Origin of the sequence: Luteibacter sp. 22Crub2.1, assembly GCF_900167995.1 — a bacterium.
Taxonomy (GTDB): Bacteria; Pseudomonadota; Gammaproteobacteria; order Xanthomonadales; family Rhodanobacteraceae; genus Luteibacter; species Luteibacter mycovicinus.
The window spans coordinates 33105-44985 of the sequence record NZ_FUYT01000010.1 but is presented as its reverse complement, the minus strand read 5'-3'; the positions used below and the strand labels follow the sequence as shown (position 1 = coordinate 44985).

Here is an 11881-nt window from a genome sequence, read left to right as displayed (position 1 = left end):
GAGGAGAAAAACCATGCTCGTTCCCGGCCATGCGCACGTGAGTCACCTTTGGCGGTATGTCGGCGTTCCACTCCTGATCCTGTTCTGCTGGGACGTACTGGTGACAGCCGCCTGGTACGTCACGCAGGAGTCATGGGATACGTTTCCCGCGCTACCGCTCACACTGTTCGGCACCGCCGTAGCGATCTACCTGAGTTTTCGCAACGCCACCGCGTATGCGCGCTGGTGGGAGGCGCGGACGCTCTGGGGCGCGATGGTCAACTGCTCACGTACCCTTGTGCGCGACGCCTGGACCTTACTCGACGACGCCCGCGTGGCCCGCGAAATCTCCTATCGGCAGATCGCCTTCGTCCACGCCCTCCGTCTGCATCTTCGCCGACAGAAGGATCGTAGCGAGCTGGACGGTCTGCTGTCGGAAGAAGAGATCGCGGACCTGTCGTCCGTGGCCAACGCGCCCAATGCCATCGCTTTGCGTACCGGCGCGCTCCTGAGCGATGCGTCGCCCGACTCCATCATCCGTGCCGCCTTCGCGCGGACGCTGGCGGAGATCTCGAACGCGCAGGGCGGGATGGAGCGAATCAAGAACACGCCGTTGCCGCAGCAATACTCGGTTTACCCGGTGGCGTTCACGCACCTGTTCTGCGCCTTGCTGCCGTTCGGCCTGGTCGAACAGCTGGGCCTGCTGACCCCGCTAGGTTCGACCGTCGCCGGCGTGCTCTTCCTCGGCCTTCTGCAGTCCGGTAACGATCTGCAGGACCCGTTCGAAAACGGCGTCAACGATGTTCCGATGAGCGCCGTCACCCGCGGCATCGAGATCGATGTGCGCGACGGACTGCGCGAGAACCATCAGCTATCGCCGTTTCCGATCGAGGCGGGTGTCCTCAAATGAGCAGGCTGGCGTGGCGCTTCAGAACGTCGGATGCGGCGCCACGCCGACCACCTTCATGCACAGGCCTTCGTACGGATCCAGGTGAATCTGCAGGACACCGTCTTCGCCGACATCGCCCTCCAGCGTCTCGTTGAGCAGATCCACGACCGGACCGGCGGAGACGTTCTCGAGAATCAGCTGCTCGTCGATCGGCTCGGCACTGAAGTTCAGTGCGGTGATCTGGACGCCGCGCCCGGCGGGCAGGTCGTGCAACATGACGAGCAGTCCGGGGGCGATCACGTCGGGAATGGGACGCTGGTGACCCCCGGGCAAGCCGGTGGCCTGGCGTACCGTGAGGACGCGACGCACGCGGCTGGCGAACGAATCGTGCTGCTCCAGCTGCTCGCGAAGGCTGCCGTAAAGCGCGCGCGCACGTGGCAGGCCCTGGCTCGACGCGGTCGCCTCGGGGTCCAGATCCATCAGATCGTAGGCGCCGCGGTTGATCCAGCGCGTGTCGCCGTCGGCCATCAGGGAAGCGACCTCGTCCGGTGGAAGGGTGAGGGCGCCGACGATATCCCAGCCGGAAATGGCGAAGACCCCGGGCTGAAGCGCGTTGAACATCACCAGCAGCAGATGCAGCTTGCGGATCCGCTCGATGTCGTCCTCGGTCAGGGCGTCCATGTCTCGCAGGCCGAGCACGGCCGCGGCAAGGCTGGCGGTGGTGCAGGCGATGCCGTTGGTGACGAAACGCAGGTTGTAAGGCGCGTGCTCGCCGCTGAGCCGCTCATACATGATTTCGCGGATCTGTTCGCGAAGCATGGCGCCGGGCATGGTCTGGCCCTTGAAGAAGAAGGGTGTCGTCGCGTGCGTCGTCCAGAAATGGACCAGCTCCAGCGTCATCTCGTCGTGGTTCTGCATCGCGTGGATCAGCGAGGCGGGATCGATGCCATGCTGGTGCACGCTACGCAGCATCAGCCGCAGGAACTCGGTGTCGCCGGTCGCCAGTGCGTGCTGCACCGCCGGTCGGGTGATGAAGTCGTAGGACAGGTCCGCGCCGCCACGCGACATGGCCGCGATATCGTCGACCGTCAGGTTGAGCTCCTGGAAGCTGAAGCCGCCCGCCTTGCGCACCATGCCGGCGATGATCTGGTTGCCGGTGATCGACAGCGGGTGGCTCTCCGACCAGGCCGGGCCGCCCGCCCGTCGCTCGATGCCGAGAAAGCCGTTGGCATCGAGGCGAAGGCCGCGTGCGCCCATGACATCGAGGCTGTGCAAGGCGTCGCCGATCACCAGCTGCTGGGCGGCGAAAGACGGATCGAGCCAGTTGAGCGCCGGCTGGCCTTCCTTGAAGTAATGCAGGTAGACCCAGCGGCGGACCTTGCCGTCGACGCCCGTCACAGGTGCCGTCGCGCTCCAGTCGGTGTCCTTGACCCCGGGCTCCAGGAAAATGACCCGCTGCAGCTGTCCGACGATGTAACCCTTCTCATGCAGGGCATCCACGACCAGGGGTCCGAGGTTCACGGAGTCGCGCCCCTCCAGCACGTCCGGCAGCAGGCTCCAGTCGTCCTCGCGGATTTCCACCATGTGGTACAGGCCCGGGAAGTCGCCATAAGCCATTTCCGCGAGACGGAAATCGGCACCCTTACCGGTATGCGATGGGATCACGTCGTCGATGACGATGCCGCTGAATACCGACGCCATGCGCGAGATGTCCGAAAACTCCGCGCTCGTGCCGAATTCCTCGTCGGTATCCAGACCGATGCGGTCGAAGTGACCATCGATCGTCGGCGTCTTTTCGCGCCCGCGCAGACCGCCTGCCTCCTTGGTGGGGCCGACGTGCATGCCTTGCACGCCGAGCACGGACAGCGCGTGCCACAGGTCGTGCTGACCCAGAGCGGCCAGCACAGACTGGCCGGGGCGCGTCACGAGGGACGCCGGATAGGCGGTGAACCAGACGGACGCCATCTCCGACGCGCTACGGCCCCGGCTTTCCGCATACGGAAACGCCCACAGCCGTGACTGGCCGCCGTAGAGCCTCGCGCGCTCGCGCGCCTTCATCAGCATGGAACGCTCGAGCAGCCATGCCACGTAATCCTGGGTTTCGTCGGTCATTTTCGATGTGTGCAAGCAAAGTGAGGGCGGAGCGTAGAAGGGTTGAAGTGCAGGGGCGGTGTAGCCATGTCCCGAGGGTCGCGCCCCGACGGCGCAAACGAGAAGGTTACCGCGTCATGCCCACGCCCCTGAAAATCGACTTCGTCTCCGACATTGCCTGCCCCTGGTGCGTCATCGGCCTGGGCGGCCTCGAAATCGCCCTCGAGCGTCTGAAGGACGAGGTTGAGCCGTCGCTGGTCTTCCATCCCTTTGAGTTGAACCCGAACATGGTCGCGGGTGGTGAGAACACGCTGGAGCACATCGTCGGCAAGTACGGTATCTCCGCCGACCAGGCGCGGGTCAACCGCGACCGTATCGCGGCACGGGCCGCGGACCTCGGCTTCACCATGAGCACCTCGGATGCCAGCCGCATCTACAACACCTTCGATGCGCACCGGCTCCTCGCCTGGGCTCGGGATCAGGGCAGGCAGCTCGAGCTCAAGCGGCAGCTGTTCGTCGTCAACTTCACCGAGCAGACCGACCCGGGCAACCATGACGCGCTGGTCGACGCCGCCGGCAAGGTGGGTCTGGATCGCGACGCCGCCCGGGCCGTGCTGGAGTCCGACCGTTACGCGGAAGAGGTGCGCCGCGATGAGGCGCTCTGGCAGAGCCGGGGCATCTCCGGCGTCCCGGCCGTGATCGTGAACGACCGCTACCTGATCTCCGGCGGACAGCCTCCCGAGGAGTTCGAGCGGCAGTTGCGCGGTATCGCCGCTGAGGCTCACACTGACTGAGGGTCAGACCCATCGCCGCGCGCGTCGAGGAGGATCGGATGAAGCGAGTCACCGGTATTGGCGGAATCTTCTTTCAGGCACGCGACCCCGTCGCGCTGCGCGCCTGGTACAAGGCGCACCTCGGCATCGACGTGCAGGACTGGGGCGGCGCGGAACTCCGCTGGGCCGATTCGGCGACCGATCCCGCGGTGGGCAGCACGATCTGGTCGATAGGTGCCGCCGGGGGCGATCAGTTCCCCGTCGGCACCGCACCTTTCATGATCAATTACCGCGTTGACGACCTGGACGCCTTGCTCCAGGTGCTGCGCGATGAGGGCTGCGAGGTCCTCGAGAAGGCCGACGACTCCGGGTACGGCAAGTTCGGCTGGGTGATGGATCCGGAGGGCAACAAGGTCGAGCTGTGGGAACCGCCGGAATAAATCTACCTGTCTAACGACCCATGACCGGAACGGACCGGGCCGGTATCGTTGCCGCGCGATTCCGCCTGTCCTGACGGTCTTTTCCGGTATGCGATACCCCCTCCTGCTGGGCCTTGGCCTTGCGCTCGGCACCGTAGCCTGCACCCCTTCGGCTCCTCCGGCGCCGCCGCCGCTGACCGACTACACCCGTAACTCCGGTGCGCCGCGCGCACCAGAGCAGCTGGCGGTGACGTTCGACCATGCCGATCTGGGCATTCGCGTCGACCCCGTCAGGCACTGGATCGAGGGCGACGCACGGCTGACCTTCGGGGTGACCGCGCCGCTGAAGCGCGTCGTGCTGGACCTTGACCGGAACCTGCCCATCGACTCGGTCGAGGTCGACGGCAAGGCGTTACCGGTGAGCGGGTATCGCAATCCGGATGGCCGTCTTTCCATCGACCTGCCGCGTCCGCTCGGGGCGGGCGCAAAAACCACCGTGCGTGTCGTCTATCACGGCAGCCCGCATACGGCCGTCCATGCGCCGTGGGACGGAGGATTCGTCTGGACGACCACGCCGGACGGCAAGCCCTGGGTGGCGACCGCGGTGGAGGGCGAGGGCTGCGACCTGTTCTGGCCTTGTATCGACCATCCGCAGGGTCGCCCGAAGCTGGTGGACGAGCACATCACCGTCCCCGCACCGCTGGTGGCCGTCGGCAACGGCGTGGCCATGGGTATGGACGAAGCGAACGGCATGCGTACGTATCACTGGCGCAGTCACGACGTGAGCACGTATGGCGTCGCCCTGAACATCGCGCCGTATCGCGAGCTGTCCGCGTCGTATAAAAGTCGCTTCGGCAACGTCATCCCGCTGCACTACTGGTACGTGGACGACGAGAAGAAGGCGAAGCAGCTGTTCGCCGAGTTCCCCGCCATGCTCGACTTCCTCGAAAGCGCCGTCGGTCCGTATCCCTTCGGGGCGGAGAAGATGGGCGTCGCCGAGACACCGTTCAAAGGCATGGAGCACCAGACCGTCAACGCCTATGGCAACGAGTACGCGAAAAACGTCTATGGCTACGACGACCTTCTGCAGCACGAACTGGCGCACGAGTGGTTCGGCAATCAGATGACCAATGCGAACTGGGACGACATGTGGTTGCATGAGGCCTTCGCGACCTATATGCAGCCCGCTTACGCCGAGTCCATCGGCGGCAAGATGTCGTATTTCGCGAGCCTGATGCAGATCCGCAGCCGGATCGCCAACCACCATCCGATCGTGTCCGGCACACCGCGTCGCGAGGAAGACGTGTACGAGGACGAGCGCGGTGGTCCGGGCCAGGACATCTACAACAAGGGTGCGCTGATGCTGCACACCCTGCGCAACCTGATCGGCGACGAGGCGTTCTACCGGGCGGCACGCGAGCTGGTGTACGGCACGGATCATCCGGTGCCGGGCAACTTCGCGCCGCGTTACGGTACGACGAAGGAATACATCGACATCGTCGACAGGGTCACCGGCAAGGACATGCGCTGGTTCTTCAACGTGTATCTCTACCAGGCGGCGTTGCCGGAGATCGTCGCGACCCGTGAGGGGCAGCAGCTTCACCTGGCCTGGTCGGTGCCGGGCGAGGGCCCGTTCCCGATGCCGGTGGACGTACGTGTCGGCGATCGCATCGTGACCCTGCCGATGGCCGACGGACGAGGCGATGTTACCTTGCCCGAGGGCGCGTCCTATACCATCGACCCGGATTCGAAGCTGCTCCGCCGCGATACGGGGATCGAGGCGTATCGCGATTACATGGACAAGCGCAAGCCCAGGCCGCACTGATGCCCTGACGACGGACGTGCCGGAATCAGCGCCACCAGGCGACCATCTCGTCTGGTGCCTTCATGTCCACGCGCTCGCCCATCATCGGCGTGGTGATCTGCACGTCCGCGGCGCTGGCCAGCGCGACGATGCGTTCAAACGGTTCTTCCCACGGATGCAATGCCAGGTCGAAGGTGCCGTTGTGGATCGGCAGCAACCATCGGCCGCGCAGGTCCAGGTGCGCCTGCAACGTCTGCTCAGGCTGCATATGGACGAACGCCCAGCGTTCGTCGTAAGCACCGGTTTCCATCAGCGTGAGGTCGAACGGCCCATACGCGTCACCGATGGCCTTGAAGCCGTCGAAGTAACCGCTGTCGCCGCTGAAGAACACGCGCATCTCGTCATCCTGGATGACCCACGATGCCCACAGCGTATGGTCGCTGTCGCGCAGCCCGCGACCCGAGAAGTGCTGGGCTGGCGTGGCGGTCAGGCGCAGGCCCTGGACGTCGGTGGACTGCCACCAGTCGAGTCGTTCCACCTTGGCCGGGTCGATGCCCCAGGCCACCAGTTGGTCGCCCACACCCAGCGGAGCGATGAAGCGGGCTGTCTTCGCCGCCAGTTGCATCACGGCCGCGCGGTCCAGGTGATCGTAATGGTTGTGCGACAGGATCACGCCAGCGATGGGCGGCAGCTCGTCGATAGTGATCGGCGGGGCGTGGAAGCGCGCGGGGCCGGCCCAGCTGACGGGCGAGGCACGCTCGGAGAACACCGGGTCGGTCAGCCAGAACTGGCCGCGTAGCTTCATCAACATGGTGGAATGACCCAGTCGATAAAGGCTGCGGTCGGGCGCGGCCTCGAGTTCGCTTCGCGTCACCGGGCGCACGGGAATCGGGCGGTCCGGCACCGTGCCTGCGGGCTTGCCCCGGACGAACAGCCAGGTAAGTTTCAGTCCTTCCCAGAACCCCATCGCTGGACGAGGCCGGGGATTAGTGAAACGCCCCTCGCGATACTGCGGCGAGCGGTCGTGGTTCGGAAGCGGGCGCTGGCGGCAGAGGGCTAAGGTGGTCACTCGAGGTTCCGGGGCGGGGAGGGATGTGGGGGGCAGGTAATAAACTATACCAGCGGGTTCAATTAATCGCACGGCCCGGCATCGCGGGCTGTCGCCGTGGACGACACATGGCTTGCCAGGACACGGCGTGCGCGGCATGTTGCCGCGTACGTGAGCAGCCGAAGGGTAGGATAATCGCGATCTCTGGACGTGGGTCCAGACTTATTTCCAGCCAAGGACCATCGATGGGTTCGCGTTACCGCATGATCTGGCGATGGCACTTCTACGCCGGACTGTTCTGCCTGCCTTTCATCGTGTGGCTGGCGACCACCGGCATGATCTATCTGTTCAAGCCGCAGGTTCAGCCGTGGCTCGAGCGCGACTACGCGCACGTGGCACATGGCGCGCCGCAGGCGCCGTTCGTCCAGATCGCGGCGGCTCTCGCAGCGGTGCCGGGTGGGGTGCTCAACGCCTATGAACTGCCGGTCACACCCGATCAGGCCACCCGTGTGCTGATCGGCAAGGGGCCCCGGGTCATTCGGGTGTTCGTCGATCCTTCGACGGCGACCGTGTTGCATGTCGTCGATGAAAACGACCGTTTCATGCAGATCGTTTTCTATCTCCACGGCGAGCTGATGGCGGGGACGCCCGGCTCGATGCTGGTCGAGCTGGCGGCAAGCTGGACCATCGTGATGCTGCTCACCGGGCTTTACCTGTGGTGGCCTCGTGGAGGCCGTTTGCGTGGCGTGCTGATTCCCCGCCTGGCCAGCGGCTCGCGGATCTTCTGGCGCGACATCCATGCGGTGACGGGCGTCTGGATATCGCTGATGGCCCTCACGTTGTTGCTCTCGGGCCTGCCCTGGGCAAAGTCATGGGGCGGCATGCTCAAGGAAGGTCGTCAGCTGTACGCACAGACCACGATTACGCAGGACTGGACCATCGGCAGTGCCGCCGAGCGCAAGACAAACCGCGCGGCGAATTCGCCTGTCATGGATGAGCACGCGCACATGGCGGGCATGGGTGCCGCGACCGGCACCGTCATGGTCGATCCGGACGCCTATAGCCCGGTCGACGTCCTGGCGCCGAAGGTCGCCGCACTCGGGTGGCCCGCGCCGGTGCTGATCAGTCCGCCGTCGGCGTTGAACCCGCACTGGTCGGCGCGTAGCGATACCCAGAATCGCCCCCGACGCATCGAGGCGAGGCTGGACCCCGCCACGGGTGCCGTGCTGTCACAGGTGCGCTTCGCCGACCGGCCGTTCCTGGATCGTCTGGTCGGCTACGGCGTGGCCATGCATGAAGGGCAGCTGTTCGCGCCGCTGAATCAGATACTTGGCGTGATCACGGCCCTCGGCTTGCTTACGATGTCGGCGAGCTCGGTCGTGCTCTGGTGGCGACGCCGTCCGGCGGGGGTGCTCGGTGCGCCTCCCGCACGCACCGATACACGGGCGGGAGGCGTGGTGGTCGCGTTGATCGTCGTACTGGCGATATGTCTGCCACTGTTTGGTGCGACGTTGCTGCTCGTGTTGGTGCTCGAGCGGTTCGTCGGACGCCGCTGGCAACGTGGACGACATTTCCTTGGCTTGTCCGGAACCTAGTTCGGCGCGACGAGCTCAGCTGACCGTCTTAGCCCATACGGCCTGGGCGTTGGTGAACTCGCGCAGCCCGAAGTGCGAAAGCTCACGCCCGTAGCCGCTTTTCTTGACGCCACCGACGGGGATGCGCGCGTCCGACGCACTGAAGCCGTTGATGAATACGCCGCCGGTCTCGAGCCGACGTGCCATGCGCTGTGCGCGGGCAATGTCCTGTGTCCAAAGGTTGCCGCACAACCCGTAATCGCTGGTGTTCGCCAGTTCGATGGCGTGTTCCACATCGTCCGCGATGGTGATCGCGGCGACCGGACCGAAGGTCTCTTCGTCGAATGCGGCCATGCCCGGAGCGACATCGCTGAGTACGGTCGGTTCGTAGAAGTTTCCGGCTCCCGGCACTCTCTTCCCACCCAGAAGCAGCGTCGCGCCGGCGGCGATCGTCCGTTCGACCTGGTCATGCAGTTCGTCGCGCAGGTCCTTTCGCGCCATGGGCCCGATCTGGGTCGATGCGTCCATGGGGTCGCCGACTTTCAGGGCCTTCGCCGCCTCGACGAACTTGCGCGTGAACTCCTCCGCGATGGGACGCTCGAGGATGAAGCGCTTGGCGGCCAGGCAGACCTGTCCGGCATTCTGGAAGCGACCGCGGATTGCCGCCTCGACCGCACCATCGATGTTCGCGTCGGCCAGCACGATGAAGGCGTCGCTGCCACCCAGTTCGAGCAGGCTCTTTTTCAACGCCCTGGCTGCCGTCGAAGCGACCGCGGCGCCCGCGCGCATGCTGCCGGTCAAGGTCACCGCGGCGATGCGGGAGTCTTCGATGACGTGCGCGACCGTCTCGTTATCGGCGTTGAGGTTTGCGAACAACCCCTTGGGAAAGCCGGCCGCCTCGTAGATTTCCTGCAAGGCGTGAGCGGCACCCATGACGTTGGGCGCATGCTTGAGCACGAAGCCGTTGCCTGAGAGCATGACCGGCCCTGAAGCACGAAGAACCTGCCAGATCGGAAAATTCCACGGCATCACGGCGAGAATGGTGCCGACGGGAAGGTAAGACACATAGACCTCGTCGTCGCCGTCCACGGTAACGGGTTCGTCGGCGAGAATGGCCGGTCCGTTCCCGGCGATCCAGTCGATCGTCACCGCGCACTTGGCGACTTCGGCACGCGCTTCGCCGATCGTCTTGCCCATCTCGGCGGTGATGAGCGAAGCGAGCGCTTCCGAACGTTCCCGCAAGGTGGATGCCAGCCGACGGTAGGCTGCCACTCGCTCGGTCATCGGCGTGGCGCGCCACAGGCGGAACGCGGCCGCGTTGCTCTCGAGCAGCCGCTCGACTTCGTCCGGGGTCTGGTAGGGGTAAGTCGCGATGAGCTCGTCGCTGGCGGGATTCCGGGACACGCCGCCGTCGGCGTAGATCGCGGCGGGGCTGTTTGCTTCGTTGGTCATATCAAGCTCCAGAGGGTTCGCCCCGGGTTATGGCGGGCGGCATTCATCCCGGTTCGCTGCTTTTATCCTGCGCCGTTCTGGTTCACGTCGCGTCGCTACCGGTTGTGGGGGATCGTCGACCAGTGTAGTTCGGGTCCTGGCAGCGGGACAGCCGCGCGCAGCATTCCCCTGCCCAACATGCGAAAATACCCGGTCACGCCGCCAGACCGCCCTCATGATCCGACTCACCGACATCAAGCTCCCGCTCGACCACGCCGAAGGCGCGATCGAGGCGGCCATCCGCGCCAGGCTGGGGCTCGGCAAGGGCGGCGTGCTCGGTTTCACGGTGTTCCGCCGCGGTCACGATGCCCGCAAGCGTGGCCATATCCAGCTGATCTACACGCTGGACGTGGAGGTGGCGGACGAAAAGGGCCTGCTCAAGCGCCATGCCGACGACAAGCACGTGCAGCCGACGCCGGATACCAGCTACCGGTTCGTCGCCCAGGCGCCGGCCGATCTGAAGCAGCGTCCGATTGTCATCGGTCTTGGGCCCTGCGGCCTGTTCGCCGGCCTCCTGCTCGCGCAGATGGGGTACCGACCGATCATTCTCGATCGCGGCAAAGCCGTGCGCGAACGCACGGTCGACACGTGGGCGCTCTGGCGCAAGCGCAAGCTGGAGCCGGAGTCCAATGTGCAGTTCGGCGAAGGCGGGGCAGGGACGTTCTCCGACGGCAAGCTGTACAGCCAGATCTCCGATCCGCTGCACCACGGTCGCAAGGTGCTCACCGAGTTCGTCAAGGCCGGCGCGCCGGAAGAGATCATGTACGTCAGCAAGCCTCACATCGGCACCTTCCGTCTGGTGACGATGGTGGAGTCGATGCGCGAGACGATCGAATCGCTGGGCGGCGAAATCCGCTTCAACCAGCGTGTCGAGGATCTGCTCATCGACACCGCCGCCGATGGCTCGCGCCAGCTGCGCGGCGTCACGCTGGCCAGCGGTGAGCAACTGTTGAGCGATCATGTCGTGCTGGCCGTGGGACACAGCGCGCGCGATACGTTCTTCATGTTGCACGATCGCGGTGTGTACATGGAAGCCAAGCCGTTCTCCATCGGCTTTCGCGTCGAGCATCCGCAGTCGATCATCGATCAGGCCCGGTTCGGGCCGCAGGCGGGGCATGCACTCCTCGGTGCCGCCGATTACAAGCTCGTGCATCACTGCAAGAACGGCCGCTCGGTGTACAGCTTCTGCATGTGCCCTGGCGGCACCGTGGTCGCCGCGGCCTCCGAGCCGGAGCGCGTGGTGACCAACGGCATGAGCCAGTACTCACGCAACGAGCGCAACGCGAATGCCGCGATCGTGGTCGGCATCGACCCGGAAGACTTCGCCGCGTTCGATGACAGCGGTAGCCCGCTGGCCGGCATCGCCCTGCAGCGTGCGCTCGAATCGCGCGCGTATGAGCTGGGCGGTCGCGATTACAGTGCGCCCGCTCAGCTGGTGGGCGACTTCATCAAGGGCAGAGCGTCCGAAGAGTTTGGCAGCGTGCAGCCGTCGTACAAGCCGGGTGTGCGTCTGACCGATCTTGCACCGTCGCTTCCCGGGTATGCGATCGAGGCCATTCGTGAAGCCTTGCCGGCGTTCGATCGGAAGATCAAGGGCTTCGGCATGAACGACGCGCTGCTGACAGGCGTCGAGACGCGTACGTCATCGCCGGTACGTATCCGCCGGAATGAGGCGTACCAGAGTCTCAACACGCAAGGGTTGTTCCCCGCGGGTGAAGGCGCGGGGTACGCCGGCGGCATCCTCTCCGCAGCGGTCGACGGGATCCGCGTGGCGGAAGCGGTGGCGCTGAGTATCAACGGCGGGAAGTGACGT

9 protein-coding genes are annotated in these 11881 nt (G+C 65.3%); 6 read left to right on the top strand and 3 right to left on the bottom strand.

Translation table 11 applies throughout. The annotated features are described in order from the left end of the window. Positions 1 to 13 precede the first annotated feature (13 nt). Positions 14 to 889, top strand: coding sequence for a bestrophin family protein (locus tag B5X73_RS11975; protein ID WP_036113334.1), 876 nt, complete (start codon positions 14 to 16; stop codon positions 887 to 889). Between the two features lie 18 nt (positions 890 to 907). Here the strand turns inward: B5X73_RS11975 and treS are convergent, their stop codons facing one another. After that, a complete protein-coding gene (gene treS / locus B5X73_RS11970; RefSeq protein ID WP_043693959.1) occupies positions 908 to 2980 on the bottom strand; it encodes a maltose alpha-D-glucosyltransferase in 2073 nt (690 codons plus the stop codon). 116 nt (positions 2981 to 3096) lie between these two features. Between treS and B5X73_RS11965 the strand changes: the two genes are divergently transcribed. From B5X73_RS11965 to B5X73_RS11955, 3 genes are all read left to right on the top strand, one after another. Next, on the top strand, positions 3097 to 3753 hold the full coding sequence (locus B5X73_RS11965) for a DsbA family oxidoreductase (protein WP_079521876.1): 657 nt from the start codon (positions 3097 to 3099) through the stop codon (positions 3751 to 3753). Between the two features lie 38 nt (positions 3754 to 3791). Next, positions 3792 to 4172 (top strand): VOC family protein, encoded by a 381-nt coding sequence (locus B5X73_RS11960; RefSeq protein ID WP_079521875.1) that lies wholly within the window; start codon positions 3792 to 3794, stop codon positions 4170 to 4172. A gap of 88 nt (positions 4173 to 4260) precedes the next feature. Further along, on the top strand, positions 4261 to 5976 hold the full coding sequence (locus B5X73_RS11955; RefSeq protein WP_079521874.1) for a M1 family metallopeptidase: 1716 nt from the start codon (positions 4261 to 4263) through the stop codon (positions 5974 to 5976). Between the two features lie 25 nt (positions 5977 to 6001). Here B5X73_RS11955 and B5X73_RS11950 read toward each other — a convergent pair whose 3' ends face one another. After that, positions 6002 to 7024 (bottom strand): MBL fold metallo-hydrolase, encoded by a 1023-nt coding sequence (locus B5X73_RS11950; RefSeq protein WP_254857282.1) that lies wholly within the window; start codon positions 7022 to 7024, stop codon positions 6002 to 6004. Positions 7025 to 7248: 224 nt separating this feature from the next. Here B5X73_RS11950 and B5X73_RS11945 point away from each other — a divergent pair, with 224 nt between their 5' ends. Beyond that, the gene (locus B5X73_RS11945; RefSeq protein ID WP_079521872.1) at positions 7249 to 8598 is read left to right on the top strand and encodes a PepSY-associated TM helix domain-containing protein; all 1350 of its coding nucleotides are present in this window, start codon (positions 7249 to 7251) and stop codon (positions 8596 to 8598) included. 15 nt (positions 8599 to 8613) lie between these two features. Here B5X73_RS11945 and B5X73_RS11940 read toward each other — a convergent pair whose 3' ends face one another. After that, positions 8614 to 10029, bottom strand: a complete 1416-nt coding sequence (locus B5X73_RS11940; protein ID WP_079521871.1) for an NAD-dependent succinate-semialdehyde dehydrogenase — start codon at positions 10027 to 10029, stop codon at positions 8614 to 8616. Between the two features lie 214 nt (positions 10030 to 10243). Here B5X73_RS11940 and B5X73_RS11935 point away from each other — a divergent pair, with 214 nt between their 5' ends. Continuing rightward, a complete protein-coding gene (locus B5X73_RS11935; protein ID WP_079521870.1) occupies positions 10244 to 11878 on the top strand; it encodes an NAD(P)/FAD-dependent oxidoreductase in 1635 nt (544 codons plus the stop codon). The last annotated feature ends 3 nt before the right edge of the window (positions 11879 to 11881 follow it).

Coding starts and splice junctions, on each gene's coding strand:
- B5X73_RS11965 (WP_079521876.1), top strand. CDS start 3,097: ATGCCCACGCCCCTGAAAATCGACTTCGTCTCCGACATTGCCTGCCCC.
- B5X73_RS11955 (WP_079521874.1), top strand. CDS start 4,261: ATGCGATACCCCCTCCTGCTGGGCCTTGGCCTTGCGCTCGGCACCGTA.
- B5X73_RS11945 (WP_079521872.1), top strand. CDS start 7,249: ATGGGTTCGCGTTACCGCATGATCTGGCGATGGCACTTCTACGCCGGA.
- B5X73_RS11940 (WP_079521871.1), bottom strand. CDS start 10,029: ATGACCAACGAAGCAAACAGCCCCGCCGCGATCTACGCCGACGGCGGC.
- B5X73_RS11935 (WP_079521870.1), top strand. CDS start 10,244: ATGATCCGACTCACCGACATCAAGCTCCCGCTCGACCACGCCGAAGGC.
- B5X73_RS11975 (WP_036113334.1), top strand. CDS start 14: ATGCTCGTTCCCGGCCATGCGCACGTGAGTCACCTTTGGCGGTATGTC.
- B5X73_RS11960 (WP_079521875.1), top strand. CDS start 3,792: ATGAAGCGAGTCACCGGTATTGGCGGAATCTTCTTTCAGGCACGCGAC.
- treS (WP_043693959.1), bottom strand. CDS start 2,980: ATGACCGACGAAACCCAGGATTACGTGGCATGGCTGCTCGAGCGTTCC.